This window comes from Agrobacterium tumefaciens (assembly GCA_025560025.1).
Taxonomy (GTDB): Bacteria; Pseudomonadota; Alphaproteobacteria; order Rhizobiales; family Rhizobiaceae; genus Agrobacterium.
In genome coordinates, this window is sequence record CP048485.1 from 135,492 (window position 1) to 160,998 (window position 25,507).

24 protein-coding genes are annotated in these 25,507 nt (G+C 60.0%); 12 read left to right on the plus strand and 12 right to left on the minus strand.

The window, feature by feature from the left end; translation table 11 throughout:
* Nucleotides 1-61 precede the first annotated feature (61 nt).
* Complete coding sequence (gene aqpZ / locus FY152_00675; protein ID UXS30673.1) at nucleotides 62-787, plus strand: aquaporin Z; 726 nt, start codon at nucleotides 62-64, stop codon at nucleotides 785-787.
* Nucleotides 788-839: 52 nt separating this feature from the next.
* Nucleotides 840-1,133, plus strand: coding sequence for a hypothetical protein (locus FY152_00680; GenBank protein ID UXS30674.1), 294 nt, complete (start codon nucleotides 840-842; stop codon nucleotides 1,131-1,133).
* Between the two features lie 208 nt (nucleotides 1,134-1,341).
* On the opposite strand, the gene FY152_00685 is transcribed toward FY152_00680, so the two are convergent.
* Nucleotides 1,342-3,279 (minus strand): glycosyltransferase, encoded by a 1,938-nt coding sequence (locus FY152_00685; GenBank protein ID UXS30675.1) that lies wholly within the window; start codon nucleotides 3,277-3,279, stop codon nucleotides 1,342-1,344.
* Nucleotides 3,280-3,449: 170 nt separating this feature from the next.
* Here FY152_00685 and FY152_00690 point away from each other — a divergent pair, with 170 nt between their 5' ends.
* A complete protein-coding gene (locus FY152_00690) occupies nucleotides 3,450-4,211 on the plus strand; it encodes a transporter substrate-binding domain-containing protein (GenBank protein UXS33169.1) in 762 nt (253 codons plus the stop codon).
* 12 nt (nucleotides 4,212-4,223) lie between these two features.
* Here FY152_00690 and FY152_00695 read toward each other — a convergent pair whose 3' ends face one another.
* Nucleotides 4,224-5,516, minus strand: coding sequence for a lipopolysaccharide biosynthesis protein (locus FY152_00695; GenBank protein UXS30676.1), 1,293 nt, complete (start codon nucleotides 5,514-5,516; stop codon nucleotides 4,224-4,226).
* Between the two features lie 284 nt (nucleotides 5,517-5,800).
* On the opposite strand from FY152_00695, the gene FY152_00700 reads away from it, so the two are divergent.
* Both FY152_00700 and FY152_00705 read left to right on the plus strand, forming a co-directional pair.
* The gene (locus FY152_00700; protein UXS30677.1) at nucleotides 5,801-7,096 is read left to right on the plus strand and encodes an O-antigen ligase family protein; all 1,296 of its coding nucleotides are present in this window, start codon (nucleotides 5,801-5,803) and stop codon (nucleotides 7,094-7,096) included.
* A 27-nt stretch (nucleotides 7,097-7,123) separates the two neighbouring features.
* The gene (locus tag FY152_00705; protein UXS30678.1) at nucleotides 7,124-7,876 is read left to right on the plus strand and encodes a polysaccharide deacetylase family protein; all 753 of its coding nucleotides are present in this window, start codon (nucleotides 7,124-7,126) and stop codon (nucleotides 7,874-7,876) included.
* A gap of 63 nt (nucleotides 7,877-7,939) precedes the next feature.
* On the opposite strand, the gene FY152_00710 is transcribed toward FY152_00705, so the two are convergent.
* Both FY152_00710 and FY152_00715 read right to left on the minus strand, forming a co-directional pair.
* Nucleotides 7,940-8,593, minus strand: coding sequence for a helix-turn-helix transcriptional regulator (locus FY152_00710; GenBank protein ID UXS30679.1), 654 nt, complete (start codon nucleotides 8,591-8,593; stop codon nucleotides 7,940-7,942).
* A gap of 111 nt (nucleotides 8,594-8,704) precedes the next feature.
* On the minus strand, nucleotides 8,705-9,355 hold the full coding sequence (locus FY152_00715; protein ID UXS30680.1) for a response regulator transcription factor: 651 nt from the start codon (nucleotides 9,353-9,355) through the stop codon (nucleotides 8,705-8,707).
* 242 nt (nucleotides 9,356-9,597) lie between these two features.
* On the opposite strand from FY152_00715, the gene FY152_00720 reads away from it, so the two are divergent.
* Both FY152_00720 and FY152_00725 read left to right on the plus strand, forming a co-directional pair.
* On the plus strand, nucleotides 9,598-9,951 hold the full coding sequence (locus FY152_00720) for a DUF952 domain-containing protein (protein ID UXS30681.1): 354 nt from the start codon (nucleotides 9,598-9,600) through the stop codon (nucleotides 9,949-9,951).
* Nucleotides 9,951-11,042: a quinone-dependent dihydroorotate dehydrogenase gene (locus FY152_00725; protein ID UXS30682.1), complete on the plus strand. Its 1,092-nt coding sequence runs from the start codon at nucleotides 9,951-9,953 to the stop codon at nucleotides 11,040-11,042. The genes FY152_00720 and FY152_00725 overlap by 1 nt, the downstream gene beginning before the upstream one ends.
* Nucleotides 11,043-11,178: 136 nt before the next feature.
* Here FY152_00725 and FY152_00730 read toward each other — a convergent pair whose 3' ends face one another.
* Both FY152_00730 and FY152_00735 read right to left on the minus strand, forming a co-directional pair.
* Entirely contained in the window at nucleotides 11,179-11,676 is a 498-nt protein-coding gene (locus tag FY152_00730; GenBank protein ID UXS30683.1) for a CAP domain-containing protein, read from the minus strand.
* Nucleotide 11,677: 1 nt separating this feature from the next.
* Nucleotides 11,678-11,944: a hypothetical protein gene (locus FY152_00735; protein ID UXS30684.1), complete on the minus strand. Its 267-nt coding sequence runs from the start codon at nucleotides 11,942-11,944 to the stop codon at nucleotides 11,678-11,680.
* A 157-nt stretch (nucleotides 11,945-12,101) separates the two neighbouring features.
* Here FY152_00735 and FY152_00740 point away from each other — a divergent pair, with 157 nt between their 5' ends.
* The 3 genes from FY152_00740 to FY152_00750 all read left to right on the plus strand — a co-directional run bounded on the left by FY152_00740 (nucleotide 12,102) and on the right by FY152_00750 (nucleotide 14,504).
* Entirely contained in the window at nucleotides 12,102-13,043 is a 942-nt protein-coding gene (locus FY152_00740; protein ID UXS30685.1) for a class I SAM-dependent methyltransferase, read from the plus strand.
* Nucleotides 13,044-13,177: 134 nt separating this feature from the next.
* Nucleotides 13,178-13,789: a YitT family protein gene (locus FY152_00745; protein UXS33170.1), complete on the plus strand. Its 612-nt coding sequence runs from the start codon at nucleotides 13,178-13,180 to the stop codon at nucleotides 13,787-13,789.
* Between the two features lie 73 nt (nucleotides 13,790-13,862).
* Nucleotides 13,863-14,504, plus strand: coding sequence for a YitT family protein (locus FY152_00750; GenBank protein UXS30686.1), 642 nt, complete (start codon nucleotides 13,863-13,865; stop codon nucleotides 14,502-14,504).
* Nucleotides 14,505-14,530: 26 nt separating this feature from the next.
* On the opposite strand, the gene FY152_00755 is transcribed toward FY152_00750, so the two are convergent.
* A complete protein-coding gene (locus FY152_00755) occupies nucleotides 14,531-14,992 on the minus strand; it encodes a carboxymuconolactone decarboxylase family protein (GenBank protein ID UXS30687.1) in 462 nt (153 codons plus the stop codon).
* 109 nt (nucleotides 14,993-15,101) lie between these two features.
* Nucleotides 15,102-15,605, minus strand: coding sequence for an Rrf2 family transcriptional regulator (locus FY152_00760; protein UXS30688.1), 504 nt, complete (start codon nucleotides 15,603-15,605; stop codon nucleotides 15,102-15,104).
* A 121-nt stretch (nucleotides 15,606-15,726) separates the two neighbouring features.
* Between FY152_00760 and FY152_00765 the strand changes: the two genes are divergently transcribed.
* Nucleotides 15,727-18,246: a ligase-associated DNA damage response DEXH box helicase gene (locus FY152_00765; GenBank protein ID UXS30689.1), complete on the plus strand. Its 2,520-nt coding sequence runs from the start codon at nucleotides 15,727-15,729 to the stop codon at nucleotides 18,244-18,246.
* A gap of 70 nt (nucleotides 18,247-18,316) precedes the next feature.
* On the plus strand, nucleotides 18,317-19,045 hold the full coding sequence (pdeM, locus tag FY152_00770; protein UXS30690.1) for a ligase-associated DNA damage response endonuclease PdeM: 729 nt from the start codon (nucleotides 18,317-18,319) through the stop codon (nucleotides 19,043-19,045).
* Between the two features lie 18 nt (nucleotides 19,046-19,063).
* On the opposite strand, the gene FY152_00775 is transcribed toward pdeM, so the two are convergent.
* The 4 genes from FY152_00775 to FY152_00790 all read right to left on the minus strand — a co-directional run bounded on the left by FY152_00775 (nucleotide 19,064) and on the right by FY152_00790 (nucleotide 25,323).
* Nucleotides 19,064-19,501: a universal stress protein gene (locus FY152_00775; protein ID UXS30691.1), complete on the minus strand. Its 438-nt coding sequence runs from the start codon at nucleotides 19,499-19,501 to the stop codon at nucleotides 19,064-19,066.
* A gap of 159 nt (nucleotides 19,502-19,660) precedes the next feature.
* Nucleotides 19,661-20,488, minus strand: a complete 828-nt coding sequence (locus FY152_00780) for a TIGR02186 family protein (GenBank protein UXS30692.1) — start codon at nucleotides 20,486-20,488, stop codon at nucleotides 19,661-19,663.
* Nucleotides 20,485-21,411: a sulfite exporter TauE/SafE family protein gene (locus tag FY152_00785; GenBank protein ID UXS30693.1), complete on the minus strand. Its 927-nt coding sequence runs from the start codon at nucleotides 21,409-21,411 to the stop codon at nucleotides 20,485-20,487. Before FY152_00785 ends, FY152_00780 begins: the two co-directional genes overlap by 4 nt.
* A gap of 261 nt (nucleotides 21,412-21,672) precedes the next feature.
* Complete coding sequence (locus tag FY152_00790; GenBank protein UXS30694.1) at nucleotides 21,673-25,323, minus strand: hemagglutinin; 3,651 nt, start codon at nucleotides 25,321-25,323, stop codon at nucleotides 21,673-21,675.
* Nucleotides 25,324-25,507: the final 184 nt, after the last annotated feature.

Genomic DNA, 25,507 nt, shown 5'->3' on the forward strand with positions numbered 1-25,507 from the left:
TCTTGACTGCGATTAAATTGCACGTAATAGTTGATGCAGTCGTAACATGAGGGGAAGTGTTATGAGTCGCAAGCTTCTTTCGGAATTTTTGGGTACCTTTTGGCTCGTCTTCGGAGGGTGCGGAAGTGCGGTTTTTGCTGCTGCTTTTCCGGAGCTGGGTATTGGTTTTCTCGGCGTCGCTTTCGCTTTCGGCCTGACGGTACTTACCATGGCCTATGCGGTTGGCGGCATTTCGGGAGGTCATTTCAATCCGGCTGTTTCCGTCGGTCTTTCAGTTGCCGGTAAATTTCCGGCCGCAAATCTTGTGCCCTATATCGTGGCGCAGGTTCTGGGAGCGACTGTCGCGGCTGCGGCGCTTTATGTCATCCTTACAGGCAAGGCGGGGGCGGACATTGGCGGTTTTGCTGCCAATGGTTACGGCGAACATTCGCCGGGCGGATATTCTCTGGTTTCGGCACTGCTGATAGAGGTCATCCTGACGGCCTTTTTCCTGATCGTCATTCTGGGGTCGACGCATGGCAGGGTTCCAGCCGGCTTCGCGCCGATAGCCATCGGTCTCGCCCTCACTCTTATTCATCTGATTTCCATTCCGGTTACCAACACATCCGTCAATCCGGCCCGCTCGACCGGGCAGGCCTTGTTCGTCGGCGGATGGGCGCTGCAACAGCTTTGGCTGTTCTGGCTGGCTCCGATCCTCGGCGGCGTCATTGGCGCTGTGGTCTGGAAAATCTTTGGCGAGGAAGAGAAGGCCGGTCACGCCGGTTCTGTCCAGCCTGCGCAGACGTGAATAAGTGGCTTTGTTTTCCCGAATGGTCGGGGAAACTGCTGAGGAGGATGACATGGATCTTACTTCGATATTGGCCCAAATCGTTGGCGGTGCGGTTGGCGGCACGGCTGGCGGAAAGATACTGAAGGATTCCGATCTCGGTTCGCTCGGAAACCTGATCGCGGGCGCCATTGGCGGCATCGGGGGCGGAACCGTACTTGGATCGCTGCTCGGGACGGCGGGCACGGCGGCAGCCGGCGGCGTGGATATTGCCGCTCTTGCCGGCCAGCTTGTTGGTGGCGGTGTCGGCGGCCTGATCGTCCAGGTCATCGTCGGCCTGATCAAGAACAAACTCGTCGCCAAATAAAGTTGCCGGCCGCCTCGGTGGCGAAATCAAAGGCCTTGCCGGCGACAGGCTTCGTCCGGCAGGGCATTTTCGGAAATGATGTGTCGATAGCGGCATCGCCATCGAAGCCGGAATTCATTTGCAAATTGCGGAAACGTGGCCTGAAACAGTGGGATGTCTTCCGCGTGACTTAAAAGCGCAGGGAAGGGTTCTTTCCGGTTGTGTTTCGTCAGGCTGTGTCTTTGACGACCGGCATATGCGGTGTCTTGTTCCAGACGAAGGGTTTGGTTTTTAACTCCACCACGGCGCGCCACGCCGCAATCGACATCATCAGCCAGTAAAGTGGGATCGCCATCCAGCGCTGCCTGATCTGCTGTTTTTCGTATCGTATCATCCTGTTCCTGCCCATCAGCATAAAGATGGCGTAGCTCCCGAAAATATTCAGCGTATCGATGAGGAATAGAAGGCCCTGCCAGGAAAACAGCATATCGGTGCCATTTTCCCGGATCGCCATGGCCATGAAAGCGAAGGAAACGAACAGGAAGGGATGTGTCAGCGATGACAGGAGCATGCCGCCGATCAGCAGCTGAAAGACGATATAGGCGACCCATCCCATGTTGTGTGCGGTGGTAAAGGGGGCGCGGGTCATCACCAGCCAGCTTTGCAGCCAGCCCTTGTACCAGCGCGCGCGCTGGCTCAGCCACACGGGCAGCGAGGTTGGCGCATCCTCCAGCGTCTGCCTCCGGATGACACCACAGCGATAACCGAGCCTGTGCAGCCTGAGACCCATATCGGCATCTTCCGTGACATTATAGGGGTCCCAGGCACCCGCCCGGCGCAACACGGCCGTGCGGAAATGGTTGGAAGTGCCGCCAAGCGGCAGCGGCAGCCTGTGCGCGGCGAGAACGGGCAGCATGCAGCGGAAGAGGCCGGAATATTCCAGTGCGAAACAGGCGCTGAGCCAGGAGGCGCGGGCATTGCTGATGATAAGCGGCGCCTGCAGGCAGGCCACGTTGTCCGGCTGGTCTCGGAAAGTGGCGTAGGCTTCGCGCAATTGCTGCGGATGCGGTCGGTCTTCGGCATCGTAGACGGCAACGAATGTACCACGCGCGCCGGCGAGTGCGTAAGTCAGCGCCTTGGGCTTGGTACGCGGCAGGGACGGCGGCACCTTTATGATCTCTATATGCTGACCGGGATTTGTCTTTTGAATAGCCTCTATCGTCGCGGCGTCGTCCGCCTCGCAGACAAGCTTGATGTCGAGCCGGGATTTGGGCCAGTCCAGCCGCTCCAGCGCATTGACAAGCTGATCAACGACCGCTTCTTCGCGATAAAGCGCCACGAGAACGGTGTAGACCGGTAAATCCCCGTCCCGCTGGAGCGGGAAGACGGTTCTCCCTTCGTTTTCCCTTGGTGCGTGAACGAGCGCAAACAGCCTGAAAAGCAGGGTGGAGAGATAAAGCAGCGTCAGGGTCACGTGCATATAGGCCAAGGCCGCCTGAGTATAAAACAGCAGCGACAGGGCGAGCAGGGTGATAAGGACGCCGCTCACGAAACCCTGCTGTCCATGCAGCGTAATCCTGGCGGAATGCTGCGGCGCCGTGTTGAAAAGCAGCTGCCGGGTTTCCGACGAGCGGCGTGTCTCGCCGGCCTTCCAGATTGCGCTACGCATGGCCTGTGGCGTGGTGACGGCAAGTTCGTCCAGGAGATGCGGGCGTTGATTGAGCATTTCTTTCAGCAATTCCATCCTCGCCAGTTCCGGCACGATCAGAAGCACTGTTTTGCCGTTGAGCGGTGTCAGCCGCAGAAACCGTGGTTCGCCAAGTTGCGTATCAAGGTGATTGATGTCTGCTACACGGCCCGGATCGATTTCCGGGAGAAACGGCAATCGCAAAAATCTGGCAAAAGCACCGAAATAGGCTTCGGCATCGACAAGACCGCTTGCCAGTAACTCGTCTTCGACGGTCGAGTTGTTTTTCAGAGCCTGTTCTTCGAATGTGCTGATATAGGGCTTGCCAAATCCCAGCGAAGCAAGGAAGCGCGTCGGTCCCGGCTCATCCGGTTCGGGAGCGCGCCAGAGCGGATTATCGCCGATGAGCGAAAACGCAATTTTTCGTCCCGCTGGCGTCGTGCGAAACGATTCTCGTGTATACTGCCTAAAAGAATCCATGCATCGCCGCCGCCGTCATGGTAACGCCCAACTTCCTGTAACGGATAGTATAGATGAGAATGACGAATGTAACGCGGAATGTAAGTCTTGGCTTTACTTTAGCTTTCGCTTTACAATTTGTCGGGTTTTTTAGCGAAGCTCGTGCGGATGATCTGGTGAGCGGAAACCGGATGCCGGTGCTGTTTGACGCGCAGGAGCGGTTTCCGGGTGGTGATCTTTCCTCTGTTCCCCGCATCAGGTTTCTGATGTCGGTCGATTTTCCACCCTTCAATTTTACCGATCAGGAAGGCCGGCTTGCGGGTTTCCATGTCGATCTGGTGCGTGAAATCTGCGCCCAGTTGAAGGTTGAGAGCAAGTGTCAGGTGCAGGCACTGCCCTTTGACGAGCTGGAGGCCGCTCTGGAAATGGGGGAGGGCGAGGCGGTGATTTCCGGCCTTGCCACCACTGCTGACCTGCGCAAGAGTTTCACCTTCTCACGCCCCTATCTGTTGTTGCCCGCCCGTCTTGCCGTCAACAAGGCGGGAAAATTGAGCGGTTCCGGCGCTGACGCCTTGTCAGGAAAAAAGGTCGGCGTGGTCACGGGTTCCCGCCACGAACAGATGCTCAAGGCGTTTTTTCCAAAAGCCACGGCCGAAGGTTTCGATGGGTATGAACCCATGTATGACGCTTTGAAGACAGGCAAGGTGGACGCCGTTTTTGCCGATGGCCTGCGCCTGCCCTTCTGGGTTTCGGGCAGCGCGTCCGAAGGTTGCTGCTCTCTCTTCGGCGGGCCTTATATGTCCGACAGGTTTCTTGGCGAGGGCCTTTCCATCATGGCTGTCGATCCGGACAATGTACTTGTCCCGGCCTTTGATCAGGCGCTTGCCGCACTGTCCCGCAATGGCCGCCTGGAAGAAATTTACCGGCGGTATTTCCCCTACGGACTTTATTAGGAAAAGCGCATCCTATTTGGCGGGTGCTAGGGCCGGGTCGTTGCGCCGCAGGCGCAGAAGCGCGATCCAGACGGCGGCGGCAATGGCGGATTCCACGAGGAAATAGCTGCCGATCGTTCCCGAAATGCTGAAGAGCCAGGTGAAGACGGCGACGATGACAGAGCCGATAAGATTGCCGCTGTTCCATATCTTGGCGCGAATATCCTGCCGCCCGGATGCGCCGAGTGCTTCAAGAGCCGTCGCCGCAACCGCCATCGGCAACACCACCCAGCAAAGCACGCGGGTGATGATCGGCAGCGAGACATATTCGTCGCCGAACAACAGGGGCAGGAAGGGCGCTATGACGAAGATCACCAGGGCGCTGCCCACTGCGATGACCAGCGCCGCCTTCAGCACATTATAGGCGCGTTCTATGGTCTTTCCGATGCCCTGCAGGGCGGCGGAGGCGGAACCCGGATAGATCAGCCGGTTGAGGGCCTCCACCGAGAGGTAGGAACTGTCGAGAATACGCCGGGCTATGGAGTAGCTGCCCAGAACCTCGGCGCTGGCAATGGCGCCGAGAACGAGAATATCGGCGTTGCCGCGCACGGCCTTGAACAGGAACTGGGTGGAAAACAGGATGCCGATGCGGATTTCATCGCGCACGATCCGGAAGACGGGCCTGCCCAGCCTGCCGATCGCCTTGACTGAAATCACCGTTGCAATGGCGTGGGCGGCAAGGTTCCACAGCGCCCAGGCCTCCACCGTTTCTATCTTGAAGATGAGGCAGGCAACCACGGCGGCAATCGTGCGTGCAATGGCGAACATCACTTCCAGCTTGTTGGCAGAGGCGAAGTCGGAATGGGCGATGAAGCTCTGCGTGGAAAGCGAAATGACTTTCAGAAGAACGAGGTTCGTCACCAGAATCACGAAGGTGGTGATGAGCGTATGCAGCAACGTTTCCGATGTCGGGAAGAAGACCGGGATCGTTACCATGCCGATGATGGTCAGCACCACGCCGGTCGCCGCACTGAGAAGATAGCTGTGGCCGAGCATGACGGGAAACATGCTGCGATCCTGCGCCACGCGGCGGATCAGCGATTCCTGCGAGCCGATGCCGCAAATCTGGACGCCGAGATTGGTGACGGCGGTGATCGAGGCATAAAGCGCGAATTGTTCGACACCGAGATGACGGGCAAGCAGGGCGAATGTCAAAAGCTGGGCGGCGCTGGACATCAGGAGAGCCCCGCCGGACGCCATGTAGGTCAATCCCAGTCTGACTAGATGGCCGAGCCGCGGCGTATTCAACGACACCTCATTCTCCATGTTTTTCCGGCATTACCGGTCGAATTCAAAAAATGACTGTCCTGCCTCTTAATATCTGGCGATGAACGCCGGCTGCCGGCCAGTCTGAATGCCGCCCGCCCGAATAAATGACAGTTTCTTCTGTCTTAGCCTTCTTGAGGTAAGAGAGGGTTAAAGCAATTGCACAATAATGATGATAATGACCGTTTATGGTTATTTGGACATGGCCCGGTTTCAACAAGGGTTACGTTGTTCGTCACAAGGCAGGCCAATGATCCGATTTTCCGTTCCTGATGCAGGCCACCATGTCGCGGCTTGCTGATACGCAGTCCATTTCGGCGCAGGGCAATGCCATGTCCCTTTCGGGCAGTCGGCGCGACGCGATTTTTTTCGTCGGCACGATGCTCTATATCTGGATTTCCGTCGCACCTTTCGAGAATCTCGCGGCTCCGCCGGTGCCGCACGCCGCTGCAAATCAGCTGACGGGGCTGGTCATCGCGCTGATTTTGGGTGTTTTCGCCCTGCGCCATCGGTTGACGGGGCTGTTGCTGCGGCCACGCTTACCCATTCTGCTATTGTTTTTCTGGCTGGCGGTCTGCTCGGTCCTCGGCACGCAGCCTGCCACCTCGCTGCAGCGTCTGCTCTTCACAGCCATCCTGTGCTTCATCACCAGCGTCCTCGTCGTCATGCCGCGAGATCGGCGGCAGTTTGACCGGATGATGGCCATCTTCGCGGTCATCCTGCTGGCACTCTGTTATTTCGGGGTGCTCTTTCTACGCTCGCGTTCGATCCATCAGCCCTATGATCTCGATGAAACAGCGCTCGCGGGCGATTGGCGTGGCATCTTCAACCACAAGAATGCGGCCGCTCCCGCCATGATCATTCTTTTCATGGTCGGGCTTTACCTGCGTAATGCCTGGTCCACGGTTGGCGGCATCGCAATCACACTGCTGGCGGGTTTCTTTCTTTGGAAAACAAACGGAAAAACCGCCGCGATGCTGCTGCCTGTCACCATCGCGCTGATCTGGGTCATGGAAAGACATGCCGGCCGCACATTGCTGATGATCGGTGGCCTTCTGGCTTTCCTCAATATTCTCGCGGTTGGCTCCACCTATTTTCCGAGCATACAGAATCTGGTCGAAAGTCTGGGGATCGATTCCACCTTCACCGGACGAACGGACATATGGCGTCTGTCTTTCGACACTTTTGCACAATCGCCGATTTTCGGGCAGGGTTTCCAGGCTTTCTGGGCGAGTGACCGGCTCCTGGCGCAGGCGGATATCTCGGAAACCTGGGCCGTCACGGCCTTCCATGCCCATAATGGTTTTGTCGAAAGCCTGCTGAATGGCGGCTTGCCGGCCTTCATTCTCATCGTCATATGGCTCGTCATTATTCCTGCAAACGATTTCCGTATAGCAGTAGAAAGGGGCACTGATCCGGGATTAACCCGGCTTTTTGCAAGAATCTGGGTGTATGCATTACTTTCTTCGTGTCTTGAGAGTAATTTCTTTACCGGAACAGGGCCTATCTGGTCGTCTCTTCTGATTGCAATCTATTGTTTGAGGCATCAGGCTTACGACATACTTGAACAGGGTCAGTAATTTTGCAGACAGGCCGGGGGGCTATGTATGACGCAAAAAATCGGGACATTTGCAGACAGGATCAATAACCGGCTCGTGCGGTATTTTCCGGGACCGGCGGCGCGGATCAAGACATCCGAACCGATCGTTTCCTTCACATTCGACGATATACCGGCATCCGCCTGGACAAGCGGCGCGAGCATCTTGGAAAATGAGGGCGTTCGCGGCACGTTTTATATCGCGGGCGTCTTTATCGACAGTCATGATGATGAGCAGGAGATGATCTCCACCCAGGGCTGTTCGGAACTGGCCGCAGCCGGCCACGAACTTGCCTGTCACACCTATTCCCATCGCAAGCTCTCAAGCTTTTCGCGGGGTGGGCTTGAAGAGGATCTCGATCGCAACGACAGCGTGCTCGGATCGTTCGACAAAAGCCGGCACAGACGGAATTTCTCCGTTCCTTTCGGCATGGCCTCGCCTATCATGCAGCCGCTGCTGCGACGCCGGTTCAAGACTGCCCGCGGCATCATGCCCGGCATCAATCGGGGCAGCATCGACCCGTATAATCTTGCCGCAGTCGAACTGCGCCCTGACCCAAATTATCTCGATGCGGCGGATCGCTGGCTCGAGGATGTTTTGCAAAATGGCGGCTGGCTCATCATTTTCACCCATGATGTCTCGCCAACGCCGAGTTTTTACGGTTGCCCGGAAGACAGGTTGCAAGGCCTTGTCCGCAGGGCGGTGTCCGGTGGTGCGAAGGTCATGCCGGTTGATGCCGCCGTAACCGCACTCGGCCTGTAAAGGGTATTGTCGGTACGATGCCCAGAGCTGCGTCGCGGAAGCGGCAGGCACATGCAGGCGTGGTTATTGGCTGGCCCAGATGATGCGGGCAATCCATTCCACGTCGGCCATGTCGAAGCTGCGGTTCGGGTGCTCTGGATTGAGCGAAAGTAGCTCGATGTTCTTGGGACTTTGCCGCGCCAGCACCTTGGCCATCACTTCGCCGTCGCGGCTTTTCAGCACCACGCGGTCACCGCGCCGCACCTGCGCGCCCGGCTCCACAATCAGGATGTCTCCATCGCGGTAAAGCGGCATCATGCTTTCTCCCTGGACCTCCAGCGCATAGACGCCCTGCTTGCGCTCGGGAGAAGAGGGGAATTCCACCACATCCCAGCCCTGACCAGCCGGAAAACCGCCATCGTCGAAAAAGCCGCCGGAACCGGCCTGCGCAAAACCGAGCAGGGGGATGGCATTCTCCGCTCCGGAGGGCTGCATCGTCTGGGTCGCCTTGCCAAAAGCATAACCGAAAAACTGGTCGACACTTGCGCCTGTCGCCTCCAGCACCTTGGAGACCGATTCGGTCGAAGGCCAGCGTTTGCGGCCATCCGGGCCGAAGCGCTTCGATTTGTTGAAGGACGTCGGATCGAGACCGGCACGCTTCGCCAATGCCGAGGGTGTCAGCTCATGGCGCTTGGCAAGCGTATCGATGGCGCTCCAGATCGTCTCGTGTGACAGCATGATAGAAAGCCCGCAGGTGGAGCAGGTGGCGGAAAAGCTCCTGTCGTTTACTTCTGAAATCTAGATCATATCCGGCCCGGAGTAAAGAAAAGAAAGGAATAAAATCCTTGCCTACGCCACCATGGCCGATGTGTTTATCTTCGCAAGCTGGATCACTGCCTGCGTGCGGCTGTCAACCTTGAGTTTCAGCAGGATCGCGGAGACGTGTGCCTTGATGGTGGCTTCCGAAACATTCAGCTCATAGGCGATCTGCTTGTTCAGCAACCCTTCGGCCAGCATGCCCAGAACCCGGCTTTGCTGCGGCGTCAGTGTTCTGAGCCGGCCGATGAGATTTGCCACATCCGGGTCGTTTTCCTTCTCGCCCTGGCAGCTCGCCGGTATCCAGACGTCGCCTTCCAGAACCGCGCGAATGCCCTCTCTGATATCGTCGATACCGGAGGACTTGGAAATGAAACCGGAAGCGCCGAGTTCGATGGAGCGCCGAACGGTGGTCGCATCGTCCGTTGCCGAAACGATGACGATCGGCAGGCTGGAAAATTCCGCCCGCAGCGCCATCAGGCCTGAAAACCCGCTGACGCCCGGCATGGCGAGGTCGAGAAGCATCAGATCGGCGTCGTTACGCGCTGTCGCAGCGCTTCGCGCGGCTTCGAAATCCCCGGCTTCTATGATGGTCTGCTGCCCGTCAAGACCGGATACGGCCTGTTTGAGGGCGCCGCGAAAAAGCGGGTGGTCGTCTGCTATGATAATGACAAGTTCCGACATTCTGGCCCCCTCCCAAGGGCGTTATGCGGTTCTTTCGCAGGTCTGGTGTACTCCCATTTGCCGGCGGTCGAAACACTGCCAGCTCCTCCGCTCAAGGTTGCGCCAATCGGTCCCGCATTACAAGGAAAAGCTTGTGGACAGGCGGTCTTTCGGGCTCTCCGCAATAAAAATGCCGTGGAAACTGTGGACAATCTTCGAGCTTTGCGGCAAATCCCGCTGAGTGGAAAGCCTTGGAGAGCCCTATGCAGGAAACGCCCGCGATCATCTATAAAATCGTGCCGGAGACGTTATGGAGCGCGGCAAAGGCGAAGGGCGTCTTCGAAGGTGCGGCTATCGATCTGACCGACGGCTTCATTCATTTCTCAACGGCAAAACAGGCGGCGGAGACCGCCGCGCGGCACTTTTCCGGCCAGGTCGATCTGCTTCTGATCGCGGTCGACGGCGCGGCACTTGGCGACAAGCTGGTCTATGAACCCTCAAGAGGCGGTGATCTTTTCCCGCATCTTTATGCTCCGCTTCCCCTCAGTGCGGTGCTTTGGGAAACGCCGCTTTCACTCGGCCACGATGGCCAGCATCAATTCCCGGAGATATTGTGATGAGCGGATTATTTTCCTCGGTCGGTCGCAAGGGCCTGTTTCTCGTCGATCCGGAAAAGGCGCATGGCCTGTCCATTGCGGCGCTGAAAAGCGGCTTTCTGCCCACCTGCATGGTGCCGCATGATCCGCGTCTGCAGCAGACCGTGGCGGGCCTCGTCTTCCCCAATCCGCTCGGCATGGCGGCGGGTTACGACAAGAATGCGGAAGTACCGGGGCCGCTTCTGCGGCTCGGTTTCGGCTTTACCGAAATCGGCACCGTCACGCCCAAGGCGCAATCCGGCAATCCCAGGCCGCGTATCTTCCGTCTGGTAGAGGATGAGGGTGTCATCAATCGCCTCGGCTTCAACAATGAAGGCCATGCGGCCGCCCTGGAACGTCTGAAGCAGGCAAAGCTGCGCGGCATCGTCGGCGTGAATATCGGCGCCAACAAGGATAGCGAAGACCGCATCGCCGATTATGTGCAGGGCATCGAGGCCTTTTATTCGGTCGCATCCTATTTCACCGTCAATATTTCTTCGCCCAATACGCCCGGCCTGCGTGATCTTCAGGCGCGCGAAAGCCTTGCCGCCCTTCTCGCCGCCGTGCTGGAACGCCGCAAGGTGGAAGCTGAACGTTTCGGCAAACGCATCCCGGTCTTCCTCAAGATCGCGCCCGATCTGACCGAAGAGGGGCTGGACGATGTTGCGGAAGAGGCGCTGGCCCATGAACTCGATGGCCTGATTGTCTCGAACACCACGCTCTCGCGCGAAGGCCTGCGGCCCGGCCCGCACAAGGGCGAGGCCGGCGGCCTGTCCGGCAAGCCGCTCTTCGAGCTTTCCACCACGGTTCTCGCCAAAATGCGCCGGCGCGTCGGCGGTAACCTGCCGATCATCGGCGTCGGTGGCGTCTCATCCGCGGAAACGGCACTGGAAAAGGTGAGGGCAGGGGCCGATCTGGTTCAGCTCTATTCCTGCATGGTTTATGAGGGGCCCGGCCTGCCGTCGTCCATCGTCAAGGGCCTGTCGAAGCTGGTTGCCCGCGAGGGCGTGGAATCGATCCGTGACCTGCGCGACAGCGCGGTCGATCGCTGGGCGGATCGCCCGCTCGGTTGAGCATGATCTAAAAGGGTCGAGACGGTGCGTCGGTTAGGAGGAGTGCTGCTCGTGGCGGGGCGCTCATCTCTCCTCATCCCTATGACAGGCACAGGAATAAGGGTGGAGAGGGTTTTCGCCGCCGGCCCCAATTATCTCAGGCGCAGAGCACCATCGCCCAATAGGGCCGGTTACGGCTGGCCGCATCATATGCCACCGCGACGCCGAGACCATTGTAAGGCCCGAGCATGTTTTCGAGATGGTGTTTGGAGCCAATCCAGGCCTTTACGACGCGTTCCACGCTGTCCTGTCCGGCCGCCACGTTTTCCGCTGCCGGAAGCGGCACGCTGCCGTCCTTCATGCGAATGAGGAAACTGTCGGTCAGGCCGATCAGATGCGCCATTTTCTGCGCCTTGACCATGCGGCCGGCCTGATAAGCGGCGGCGCTGCTAGCCGCGCCATTGATGGCGAGCGGCGAAAGCCCCTTGGATCGGCGCAGATCATTGACCATGGGAAGGGCCGCCGCCGTCTCGTCGCAGGTGCCGGATGGCATGCCCTTGTTGGTGGGCACGGAAACGCAGGCGGAAAGCACGGAGCCGGCGGAAACCAGCACGAAGCCGCGCCGGGTGAGCGTCTGGAATGATGTGTCGGTCATGTCAGCGACGATAGCTCAGGAGGCGAAGAATAATGAAAACGGGAATGACGATCGTGGCGCCGAGGATCAGATAGTCGCCGATCGCGCCAAGCGCATGGAAACCGCTGCGCCAGAGATCGACCACGAAATCGCGCGCGCCATAGATGATGTTCCAGGGCGTCAATCCGAAGATCGCCATCAGAAAACCAACGAGCAATGAAACCACCAGCAGCTTCACCACGGTGCGGGCCACCGTATCACCCAGCATTTTGTTGACCTCACCGGCCATCAGCAAGTCTCCTGTTTTGTCCTGACATATGGGGCGCACCGCTTCGATGCAAGTTTTCGCGCACTATATCGCGCCATATTCGCCGCTGCCATGAAATAGGACTTGAGTTTTTTTATGGCTTGATAAATGACAGCCCGCATCTTCTCAGGAATCATTGATGGCCCCAAACCAGTTTTCTTCCGGTGACGTCATTGCCGACCGCCGGGCGGACTATGCCCGCATGTTGGCGGAAGGCGGTGACTACCCCGCCGCCGCCGAACTCATGGAACAGGCGCTTGAACTTGCGCCACGGTGGACGGCGGGCTGGTTTCGCTTCGGGGAATATCAAGAAAAGGCGGGGGAACCCGCAAAAGCCGTGGCGGCTTACGAGAAAGTCGCCACGCTGGATACGGAAGGGCTGTTTGCAGCCGAACTGAAGCTCGCGGTTCTCGGCGCCGCGGAAACACCCGAGCAGCCGCCGAGCCGTTATGTGGAAGGGCTGTTCGACGATTATGCCGACCGTTTCGAAACGTCGCTCGTCGAGAAACTGGATTACAGCGTACCGCAGAAACTGGCGGAGCTGATCGGGACGGCGGCGGATGGCGGCGTCTTTGACACGATTGTCGATATTGGCTGCGGCACGGGCCTTCTCGGCGTCGAGATAAGTTCCCTGACAAAGCGGCTTGAAGGCTTCGATATTTCCCAGAACATGCTCGCCAAGGCGGAGGAAAAAGGTCTTTACGACCATCTTGGCCAGGCAGATCTTTCGCTCGAAGCGGAAGCGTCGGGATTGTTCACCCCGACCATGGCGCAGCACCGCGCCGCGCTCGTCGCCGCTGCCGATGTGATGATGTATCTCGGCAGTCTCGAAACTGTCATGCCGCTCGTTTCCGCCCTGCTTGCACCCTCCGGATTCTTCGCCTTTTCCGTGGAGGATGCCGGGGATGAAGAAGGTTTCGTGCTGCGGGAATCCCTGCGTTACGCCCATTCGAAGAGCTACGTCACCAGCCTTCTGGAGCGGACCGGCTTTTCCCTCATCGAAATTCGCAAAACCACCATTCGCAAGGATGCCGGAAAACCCCTTTCCGGCATTCTTTTTCTTGCCCGCGCCAAAGCCTGAACATTCCGTTTCTTGCCATTTTCGCGATAGGTCAGGCTTCCTTACGTATCCTTCTTGCTCAGACGTTTTTTGCAGTGCAAAATATGCTTGAAACTGAGGAAAAAAGCGTGAGCAGAACGAGAAGCGTTTACAGCATGTGGAGTTCCGATCCGGCCAGACATGCGCCGGTGGAAGACGTGCAGGGCATCGTCACCGGTGCCATCGTGTCGGCGCTCGGCTTTTATCTGCTGAACAAGGTCGGTCTTCTGACCGGCGGCACCGCCGGCGTCGCCTTTCTCCTTCACTATGCCTTCGGCATCAGCTTCGGCCTCCTGTTCTTCCTCGTCAATCTGCCCTTCTATTACCTGTCCTTCCGACGCCTCGGTCTTGCCTTCTCCTTGAAGACCTTCATTGCCATCGGCCTCGTTTCGGTGCTCACGGAAGTGGAGGCGCGCTGGATGATCATCGACAGCATCAACCCGCTCTGGGCGGCGCTTCTGGGCGGCCTGCTTCTGGGTTACGGATTGCTGGCGCTTTATCGCCACCGCGCCAGCCTGGGCGGTATCGGCATTCTGGCCATCTATATTCAGGACCGCTTCGGCATCCGCGCCGGTCTGATCCAGCTGGCCTTCGATGCCTTCGTGATGCTCTGCGCCTTCCTCGTCATCGATCCGGCCACCGTCGTCTATTCGATTGTCGGCGCTTTCGTGCTCAACATGTTTCTCGCCATCAATCACCGCTCGGACAGATACATCGTTGTGCGTTGAGCAAAGCACGCTTGAAATCCATCGCGCTTTTGCGCAATAGCTCGACAGAGGCCGGAAAATCAGGGGAACAGGCATGGGCGATACGACTGCACGCAGGCGCTTGAATATCTGGGCTTCCGCGCCAGATCGTCATTCGATGCTGGAGGATGCCCAGGGCGTTCTGGCCGGCAGCATGCTCGTCTCGCTCGGTGTGACCCTGCTTTCTGCCGCGGGCCTGCTCACCGGTGGCACCGTCGGCCTTGCCTTTCTGGCGCATTATTCCACCGGCTTCAGCTTCGGCGTGGTGTTCTTCCTCGTCAACCTGCCGTTTTATTATCTCGCCTTCCGACGTCTCGGTCTTGCCTTCACGGTCAAGACCTTCTGCGCCATCGCCATGACGGCGCTGCTGTCGGAATATATGCCCGGCTTTTTCGCCTTTCAGAGCATCAATCCGGTTGCTGCGGCTCTCTTTGGCGGATTGACCGTCGCGGCCGGCATGCTGGCGCTGTTCCGTCATCGCACGAGTCTCGGCGGTTTTGGTATCCTCGCGCTTTATCTTCAGGATCGTTTCGGCTGGCGCGCGGGCCTCGTGCAGCTCGCCTTTGACGGCATGGTGCTGGCCTGCTCGTTCTTCGTGGCCACACCTTTCGTCATCATCTGCTCCATCCTCGGCGCGTTGGTCATGAACCTCACGCTCGCCATCAATCACAGAAACGACCGCTACATCGCCATGTAGCGGCCGCCCATTTTGGGTTTAAGAGGTCACGCCGCCTTCGCAGCCGCATCGACCGGATGCTGGGAGCGGAAACCGACAGCGATGCGGTTCCAGGTGTTGATGGCGCCGATGGCGACCGTGATCTTCACGATATCCTCATCGGAAAAATGCGCCTTCAGCGTCTCGAAGGCATCATCCGGGGCGCCGGTTTCGGCAATCTTCGTCACCGCGTCCACCCATCCGAGCAGCGCCCGTTCCTGCTGGGTATAAACGGGGGATTCCCGCCACACGCTCATCAGGTTGATCCATTGTTCGGAGAGCCCGTCATGGCGGCTTTCCTTCACATGCATGTCCACACAGAAGGCACAGCCGTTGATGATCGAGGCGCGCAGCTTGATGAGGTGAACGAAGCGGCGCTCGAGCCCGCTGCCCTGAACATAATTTTCCAGAGCCATGACGGCCTTGAAGGCTTCGGGCGATGCTTTGGCATAGTTGATACGGGTTTTCATGGGTCTCTCCATTGGTTGGGTCTGTTTGAAGTCATGCGTCATCGGTCCGGAAAGCGGCGAAGCTCTCCGGTGCAGGTCGATCTTTTTTTGGGGGGCCTGTTTTCGGGTCTCAGCGCGTCATCGTCTTGCGCTCGTTCAGCTCCAGAAAGGCGCAGCCACGCGCGGCAATCCCGCCATCATCATTGGCGGCGAGATCGTCCAGAATATCGGCGATGGTGGTTTTGGCGAGTTCCGCCCGATAGGCCTTCTCCGCTTTCAGCATCGCGGCATTGATGCCGCAGGGCTTGGTGAAATAACGCCCCGGCAAGGGGTTCGGCCCGCGCTGGCGGATTTCCGCGCAGCGGAAGGCAGGCTGCGGCCCTTCGACGGCCAGCACGATATCGAGCAGCGTGATCCTGTCTGTCGCCCGGGCCAGACGGTAACCGCCCTTCGGCCCCGGCACGGTGGCGACAATCCCGGCATTGGACAGCGACTGAAGATGCTTCAGCAGATAGCTGGTGGAAACGCCGTGAAATTCCGCCAGCGCCGCTGCCGACAGCACGCCGCCTTCGGAAAGCCCCGCCAGCATGCCCACGCTGTGAATGGCCTGTTCCACGCCGTCGCCGAGTTTCATCCGACTTGTCCCTGTGCGGTTTGTTTCAGTATCGTGGATAAAAATTATCCGTGATTGTGCTTTCTGTCAAGCGGTCCCGTTCCGCCCTTCTTTTTTGCAGCTTTTTCACTACCTTGAAGATGTGAAACACGCCGAGTCTCCCATTTCCGGCACGCATGTCGGCTCCTTGCCCCTTCCATTCCAGAAATGGTTTGCCGAAAAAGGGTGGTCTCCGCGCGCGCATCAATTGGAGCTGATGGCCCGGGCGCGCGGCGGCGAAAACATGCTGCTGATCGCGCCCACGGGCGCCGGCAAGACGCTGGGCGGCTTCATGGCCTCGCTCACCGATCTGGCAGAACGCGGCAAGGTGCCGGCGGGCTCCGGCTTCGTCGGCGTGCACACGCTCTATATCTCGCCGCTCAAGGCGCTGGCGGTGGATATCGAACGCAACCTCACCAGACCCGTCTCTGAAATGGGTCTGCCGATTTCCATCGAGACCCGCACCGGCGATACGCCGCAGGGAAAACGCCAGCGCCAGAAGGTGAAGCCGCCAGACATTCTGCTGACGACACCGGAACAGGTCTCGCTGCTGCTCGCCAACAAGGAGGCCGAGCGCTTTTTCCGTGACCTGAAATATGTGGTGCTCGACGAGTTGCATTCGCTCGTCACCTCCAAACGCGGCCATCTGCTGTCGCTGGCGCTCGCCCGGGTGCGCCTGCACGCACCCGATGTGCGCTTTATCGGCCTTTCGGCCACGGTGGCGGAGCCGATGGATTTGCGCCGTTACCTCGCGCCGCAGGGACAGGCTGAGCCGCCCGCCGGCCTCATCACCGTCGAAGGCGGGGCAAAGCCGGATATCTCCATCCTGAGCACGGAAGAGCGCATCCCATGGTCCGGCCATTCGGCACGTTACGCCATGAAGGATTTGTACGCCGCGCTGAAGGACCATCAGACGACGCTGATCTTCGTCAACACCCGCTCGCAGGCGGAGCTGATTTTCCAGGAACTCTGGACCATCAATGACGACAATCTGCCGATTGCACTGCATCACGGTTCGCTGGATGCCGGCCAGCGCCGCAGGGTGGAAGCGGCCATGGCGGAAAATAAATTGCGCGCCGTCGTCGCCACCTCCACGCTCGATCTCGGCATAGACTGGGGCGATGTCGACCTCGTCGTGCATGTCGGCGCGCCGAAGGGCGCAAGCCGCCTGGCCCAGCGCATCGGCCGCGCCAATCACCGCATGGACGAGCCGTCAAAGGCGATCCTCGTTCCCGCCAACCGTTTTGAGGTTATGGAGTGCCGCGCAGCTTTGGATGCCAATTACATCGGCGCGCAGGATACGCCGCCGATTGCCGAGGGCGCGCTCGATGTTCTAGCCCAGCATATACTCGGCATGGCCTGCGCCGAGCCCTTCGATGCGGATGATCTCTATCGCGAAGTAACCAGCGCCTCGCCCTATGCCGATCTGCCGCGCGCCACCTTCGACCGGGTGGTGGATTTCACCGCCACCGGCGGTTATGCGCTGCGCACCTATGAGCGTTACGCCCGCATCCGGCAGATGAAGGACGGTCGCTGGCGCGTCTCCAATCCGGCGGTCGCGCAGCAATATCGCCTGAACCTCGGCACCATCGTCGAGGCGGCGGAACTCAATGTCCGCATGGTCAAGCGTAATGCCAAGGGCACGGTCGGGCGCGGCGGCATGTCGCTCGGCAAGGTCGAGGAATATTTCCTCGAGCAGCTGGTGCAGGGCGATACTTTCCTCTTCGCCGGCAAGGTGCTGCGCTTCGAAGGCATCAGGGAGAATGAATGCCTGGTCTCACAGGCCTTCTCCATGGACCCGAAGATACCCTCCTATGCCGGCGGCAAGTTTCCGCTCTCCACCTATCTCGCCGATCAGGTGCGCTCCATGCTGGCAGACCCGGCGCGCTGGCATGCCCTGCCGGATCAGGTCCGCGACTGGCTGGCGATCCAGAAGGAAAAGTCGATTATTCCCAAGCGCGACGAGCTGCTGGTGGAGACCTTCCCCTTCCGCAAGCGCTTCTTCATGGTCATGTATCCCTTCGAGGGACGCTTGGCACACCAGACGCTCGGCATGCTTTTGACGCGACGGCTGGAACGCGCGGGCGCCAAGCCGATGGGTTTCGTCGCCACCGATTATTCGCTCGCCATCTGGGCCATGGAGGACATCGGCAGGCGGCTGAAATCCCGCCGCCTTTCGCTTGCCGACCTGCTGGACGAGGACATGCTGGGCGACGATCTGGAGGCGTGGCTGGACGAATCCTTCATGCTGAAGCGCACCTTCCGCAATTGCGCCGTCATTTCCGGGCTGATCGAGCGCCGCCATCCGGGTAAGGAAAAGACCGGCAGGCAGGTCACGGTCTCCGCCGATCTTATTTATGACGTTCTTCGCAGCCATGAGCCGGACCATATCCTGCTGGAAGCGACGCGGCGCGATGCCGCGGCGGGACTTTTGGACATTGGTCGTCTTGGCGATATGCTGAGGCGAATCAAGGGTCACACCACCCATCGCGCGCTGGAACATGTCTCGCCGCTTGCCGTTCCCGTCATGCTGGAAATCGGCCGCGAGACGGTGGCGGGCGAGGCGATGGACGATGTGCTGGCCGAAGCCGCAGACGAACTGATCGCGGAAGCGATGTCCTAGGAGCCGGCGGACAGATGCAAACGACTTTCGGGCCGTCCGATATGGGGACCCGGTAAAGGAACGACGAGAAGTGCTGAGCCGTCTCACATTGAGCGACAGGTTTTCAAACGGTTTCGAATGCCTCGGCAGCGAAACCGCCGTTAATGGTGTCGCGGCCTGGTGCGATCCGCTCGGCGGACTTTACCTGCCCGACCTGTCGCTGCTCGTGGTGTCCGACCTGCATCTGGAAAAAGGGGCGGCCTTTGCCCGGCGCGGGCGCATGCTGCCGCCTTATGACACCATCGCTACCCTCAAAATCCTGTCCTCCCTCGTCAGCCGCTACGACCCGAAGATCGTCGTCAGCCTCGGCGACAATTTCCACGACCGCGTGGGGTCCGAGCATCTGCCGCCCATGCTGCGTGAAATCATCCGCGAGATGGCCAGCGGCCGTGAATGGATATGGATCAACGGCAATCATGATCCTGATGGTACGGTCGATCTGCCGGGATCTTCGGTGGATGAGATGTTTTACGGCAATCTCGTTTTCCGCCATGAGCCGAAACCGCGTGATGCCGCCGGCGAAATCGCCGGCCACCTGCATCCTTCCGCCACGGTTCGCCGCCGCGAAAAGACGGTTCGGCGGCCCTGTTTCGCCACCGATGGTTCACGGCTTCTGATGCCGGCTTTCGGGGTCATGAGCGGCGGGCTGGATCTGCGGCACAAGGCCATGCGCGGTCTCTTCGATCACGCCGCCCTCGTCGCGCATCTAATGGGGCGGGAGCGCATCTATTCGGTGCGGTTTGCCAATCTGCTCGGCTGAGCATGGTGTTGCAGCCGCCTATTGACGGTAGACCAGCACCGGTATCTTCGAATTCTTCAGCACCTTGGCCGTAACGCTGCCCAGCAGCATCTCGATGAAACTCCTGCGCCGGTGCGACGCCATGGCGATGAGGTCGCAGCCGGTTCTGTCGGCTATTTCGATGATAGCCTCATCAGGCCGCCCCGCTCGCGCCAACAGGGCTTCGCAATCGAGCCCCATGGATTCGGCGTGCGCCTGCGTGTCTCTCAGAAGATGCTCCGCCTCCTCGCAACGGTGAAATTCCTCTTCAGCAATGGCGGCAATGTCCTCGACATCGCTGGCAATCACGTGAAAGGGTTCCGATACCGTCACGACGGTCACCTTTGCGCCTGCCTCCCTGGCGAGAGCGAACCCTTGGTCGATTGCGATCTGCGCCAGCGGCGAGCCATCGGTGGGAATGAGAATGTGCTTGAACATGACATTTCTCCTTTTCATCCCGGTCACAACCGCACTTACCGCCATGATCTGCGTGCGTGGTTGTAACGCCTTGAATTTTACCGCAAACCGTTGAAGGAAGCGAATGCTATCTTTGGAGGAAAGGGCGACAGACGGTTTCTTTTCCGGGAGGGAAAAGGCTCAGTCCTTGCGGAAGATGATGCTAGCACCCCAGCCGGTCACGACGGCGAGCAGAACGCAGAGCGCGCCATAGGCAAGCGGCGTCTGATGGGCGGCGTCGGTGATCGCCTGTTCCATGCCGGTCTTGACGACGCGCAGCTTCAGCTCGCGCTGGGCGATGAATTTGCCGCTCTTGAAGAGATAGGCGCGGGCGGTGTGTACGCCGTTCGGCACGTTGGCGGGCAGGCGAAGCGTCGCCCAGAACAGGCCGGTGCGTTCCAGCCTCACCCCGGTCGTGTCGTTGCGATAAATGCCGCTTGAAAGCTTGAGCCGACGATAGGCTTCCTGAAAATCGAAGACATTGTCGGGCACGCCGGAAAAAACAGCGCTTTTGAGCGACAGATGATCGACACCCAGCCCCATGGCCCGCAAGGTACCGGGCGATGCGATGGCGCTGATGTCGCGCGTGCTGGCCATGGAATAGGATTCCGGCAGCGGCGTGAAGGTAATGGCGCTGGTATTGATCCAGATACCGGCCACACGTTCTTTCTTGCGCACTGTCATGTAGTCGCTCGGTCCCTCGAGCGTCACGACAATGTCGTATTGCCCGATGGCAAGTAGCAGCTGGTCGGTATTGTTCAGCGCGCCGAAGAGCGTGAAATCCGCCCCGCGAAAATCGGAAGCGATGGGAATTTCCGTTGTCGATGCGCCGATTTCGATGTTTTCCAGCAGTGACCGCTGCTGCGGACCGGGCGGCAGGGCAAGCGGTGGTGTCTGCGCCGAGGCAATGCCCCCAAAAGCAAGGCATGAGATAAGAAAAAACACGGCGTGCAAAATAGGGCGGGTCAATAACCTAACCCCCCGACGGCAACCGAAAACAGGTCTTCCGGGCGCACCACCAGTGAGACGGCGAGGCGAAGCGCAACGGCAAGCACCAGCAGCGCCAGCAGCGCACGCAGCTGTTCGCCGCGCAGTTTCTGCCCCACCCGCACACCATATTGCGCGCCGATGACGCCCGCCACCATCAGGATGAAAGCCAGCACCACATCGACGGAATAGTTGGTCGCGGCCTGTACGACGGTCGTATAGGCGGTCACGAAAATGATCTGGAACAGCGAGGTGCCGACGACCACGCTGGTGGGGATGCGTAAGAGATAGATCATCGCCGGCACCATGATGAAACCGCCGCCGACACCCATGATCGATGTGAGGATGCCGATGCCGAAACCCAGGGTCACGATGGGAATGACGCTGAGATAGATCTTCGATTTCTTGAACCGCATTTTCAGCGGCAGACGGTGCACCCAGTTGTGATGGCCGGGGCGACGCAGCGTCACGGTTTCGTTGCGGGCGGCGCGGCGGAGCGCCGAAATGCTCTCCTTCAGCATCAATCCGCCGACGGTGCCGAGCAGGATGACGTAGAGCAGGGAGACAATGAGATCGAGCTGGCCGATGCTACGCAGAAAGGAGAATATCCACACGCCGACCGTGGCGCCGACAAGACCGCCCACAAGCAACACGCTGCCAAGCTTGACGTCCAGCGTCCCGCGCCGGAAATGCGTGATGGAGCCGGAAACGGAAGAGGCGACCACCTGGTTCGCGCCAGTCGCAACCGCCACGACGGGGGGAATATTATAGAAAATCAGAAGCGGCGTGATCAGGAAACCACCGCCAACGCCGAACATGCCGGAAAGAAAACCGACAGCCGCGCCCATGCCCAGAATGATGAAAATATTCACCGACAGTTCTGCGATTGGCAGATAGACAGTCACGGCTCGGACCTCGGGCAAATGGTTCCGGGCGACGGGGCCTGTCCGGGTGAGGGGGCCGCGCCGCGATTATACTTTCTGTCTGAAAAGACCGGGCATGCCCAGCCTTCATTCGTCATGCCCGCGAGGGTCTGACGTGTCAACATTCAACGGTAAATACGTTGATAATTTGGAAAGATAGCGGCCGTGTGTCGGCAGGCCGTCACATTCCTGCGCCGTGTTGCGCCGAAGCGGCCAGGAGGCCGCCCCATCGGTTCCGGAATGTTACTTGTTGCGGGCAAGCAGCGCGGTCACCAGCTCGTTGGTGATGCGCCCGTCAGGCGTCTGGCCCACGGATTTCTGGAAGTCCTTGATGGCGGTGACGGTGTTCTTGCCAAGCTTGCCATCGGGCTGGCCGGCATCGAAACCGTTCTTGTTCAGGATTGCCTGAATGTTGCGGATCGCCTTTTCCATGTCCACGGAGGCGGTCTTCACACCTTCCTTGCCGGCCCATTCCTCAGGCGGGTTGACGCTGTTGGCGTCTTCCGAAAGCGGCTTGACCTTCCACGCGTCCACCTTGGCCTTGGCGCTCTGAAGCTGCTGCGGGTTCATCGCCCCGGCAACTTCGTCACGCTTCTGGGCGGCGTCAGCGTCGCCATCCTTGGCGGCAATCGCGAACCACTTGTAGGATTCCTCGATATCCTGCTTCACACCACTGCCGCGGGCATAGAGAATGGCGAGGTTGAACTGGCTGTCCCGAACGCCGAGTTCGGAAGCCTTGATGAACCATTGTGCGGCACCAGTGAAATCCGGCTGGCCAGCCGCGTCTGAGGCAAGCAGGACGGCGAGATTGTGCATGGCGCCGGCATTGCCCTGCTCTGCGGCCAGCGTGTAATAACGCTTGGCCTCGGAAAGGTTGCGCTCGACGCCGTTTGCCTTCTCGTAAAGGTTGGCGAGACGATATTGTGCGGGTGCAAGACCGCGATCCGCCGCCATTTTATACCATTTTGCGGCTTCAGCACGGTCGGCGGCCACGCCGCGGCCGTCGGTGTAACGTGCGGCGATCTCAAACAGCGCCTGCGTGTCGCCCTTGGCTGCGGCCTCGGCGAGCGATGCCGGCTCGATGCCTGCGGGAACCGCAATCGCGTCCTGGGCGGGGGCAGCCGGAGCGGCGGCTTGCTGCGCCGGTACCTGCGGCTCGCTTTTTACGATTGTGTCAGGTGTTGTCGTATCGACAACCGGAGCATTGGCGACCGGCGGCTCGTCGGCGAGCGGTGCGCCGCCAATGGTGCGGGGATCGATTGTATTCTGCGGCGGTGCCGCGTTTTCGATACTGTCGGCGGATGCCGCCTGCTCCTGATCGATCGCGAGGTCGGACGGAATGGTCACTGCCTTGTCGCCACTCTCGGGAAGGGCGGAGACCGGAGAGTTTTCCATCTTCTGTTCGATGACGGGTGCCGGCGCTTCCGTGCCACCGATCAACGTCTTGATGAGCGGCATGGCCATCATGGCGAGAAGAATGGCACCTATGCCGAGCAGCAGCGGGCGACGGTAGCGCGAGAGCGCAGAGGCGTCGGCCTTGCGATTTTTCTTGCCGGTTTCAAGATTTTCCGGCGAGGTTTCCATGGCGGCGGCCTGTGCAGCGCGGCGGGCGGCGGCAATGAAATCCGTCCGTCCTTCGGCATCGGCGGCCTTGCCGCTGGCGGCCACCTGGCTGGCGCGCACCCGTTCCAGTATCTTCTTGATATCAGGCGCGCCCGAACCCGGCTCCAGAAGCTCGTTTTCCTGGCCGGCTGGCAGAACGTCAATCGGGTCGAGCGAAGGCGCGGGCTCCACCTGCGTGCGGGTGGAGGTGGCGGATATGGGCTCTTCAGTGGTTTTGGCCGCCTTCGCCGTGCTGCTCCTGAACCGTTTCGTCAGGCCGGCAAGCAGGCTCTTCTTTTCGGCCTTTGCCGGCTTTGCCGCAGCAGGCGGCACGACGGTCATCGCATCCGCATCCTTCTCGTCGGCGTCGAGAATGGCCTGCTCCTCGGCAATATAACCTTCCTCCGGGAAGACCGCTGCCGGCATGGGCACATCTTCGCGGGCGGGAGCAACCATATGCTGCGCAACGTTTCGGGGCGCGGCCTCTTCGCGATAAGCGGGAACAGCCTCGCGATTGTCGAGACTGTCGAGCCGGCCGGCGATCTGCACCAGCGTCTCGTGCAGCGCCTCGAAGGTGCGATGCGTGCGCTCTTCGGTATTGCGGCTCAGGGCTTCAAGACTGCGAAGATCGGTCGCGAGATCGGTCAGCATCGTCATGTCGGCGAGATTGGCGCCGGCGGACAGGTTGTTGCGGGTATAGGCGTCCAGAACGGCTTCGGCCGCCTGCCGTGCCGCTTCGATGATATATTCGTCGTTCGACGCCATATAGTCCTCGATCGCCGCCATGCGGGCATCGAGTTGCGGGGGCAGGCTCGCCTGTGCGTGCACCGGCTGGCTGATCAGCGTCGAGAGATGGGCGATCTGGTTTTCGAGGCTTGCCAGCGCGTGGCTGTCGGCGGGCGCGGCATGGGCGGTCTCGTCGAGACGGGCGGCAATATTGCCGAGCCGCTCTTCCAGACGCGAGAAGGCGTTTTCGCTGAGGCCCGAAGCCGGCTGCGGCTGGCTATAGCGATAATCGAGGTCCTCGATCCGCCGCGACAGCGTATCGAGCCGTTCGGCCAGGCCATCATTGACGGCGCCGTGATCCAGTGCGTCGATCTTGCGGGAAATGTCACTGAGGAAGGAGGTCAGTTCCGCCTGCTGCGAAGGGCGCTGCGAGCGCTCCAGCAGCAGGGAAAGCTGGTCCAGCCGCTCATGCAGCTGCGCGGCGTCGCGGGCGGTGCTGAGCTCATCGATCTTGCCGGCCAGCGTTTCGAGACGGGCGGTCAGGTCCAGCGCCGGCTCAGGCTTGGCGGCGGCAAGACGGTTGATGTCATCAAGCTGTTCGGCAAGGCCGTTCAGGCGGGTTTCCAGCCGCTGCGCCAGCGCATTATCCGTGGCCTGGGCATTCGAGCGGGCCCCCGTTGCGGCAATCGCGCGGCTGATTTCGTCCAGACGCTGATCCAGCCCGGAAAACTGTTCGGTAAAGGCCGCCTCGTTCGGCTGCATGTGTTTGCCGAGCTGCTCCACGGCGCTCGCAATGGCGATCAGCTTTTCTTCAAGCACGCGCACGGCCGGATTGTTGCTCATGCCGCCGAGCTGGGTCTTGATGTCGTCCAGACGATAGGCGAGCGAAACGATCTCATCCTGCAGCGAGGCGGCGTCGAAACCGCGCAGCGTATCTTCCACATTGTTCCAGCGGCTTTCGATCCGGTGCACGCTGTCTTCACGCGCAAGCTGGTCGATCGTCAGGCGCAGGTCCTCGAATTCGTTGCGCAGCCCATAGGCGTCAGGCGATGCCAGGTTGCCGAGCTGGTCGATGCTGCCGGCAAGCCGTGCAATATCGTCGCGCAGATCGCCGATGAATTGCTGGTCTTCCGCGATGGCGCGAATGTTGCGGATCTCCGCACGCAGCCCCTGCGCCTCGCGCGCCACGCCTTCGGAGATATCGTGCTTCAGCTCATGCCGCAGGTTGACGAGGGCCTGTGCGATTTCCTGCAAGGCCGCGTCGTTACGCTGCTGCTCCTGATAAGGCGGAATGGAGCGTGCACGCGGTGCGGCGGCAGCCGCCTCGTTTGGGCGATACTCCGGCGCAAGCGGCCTGGTAATGGTTCGTTCCGGGCGTGCAACGGGTTCCTGCGGGCGCTGGAAGCTTGATTCGAGCAGGCGCTGGCGCTGGCGGATTTCGTTGACGGGGTCGAGCTGCGGCGGCGTAACCGTGGCGCGTGGTTCGCGCGGCGCGGCGTAAGCCTCGGTTTTCGGTTCCGGCGCCGGGGTCGCCGTGCGCGGCTCGCGCGGGAATTTCTGGCTCATCAGCCCTTCAATACGGGCTTCAAGGCCTTCAATGGTGCGATTGAGAGCATCAAGAGACGATCTGTCGCCTGGCTGTTGGGTTTTCGATCGCAATCCGTTCATCTTCTCGCTCGCTTCGCTTCCGTCCGGCGTGCCCGGTTGTTTGTCGCGACGGTTGCCTGTCTGGACATGCCGTCGCCGCAAC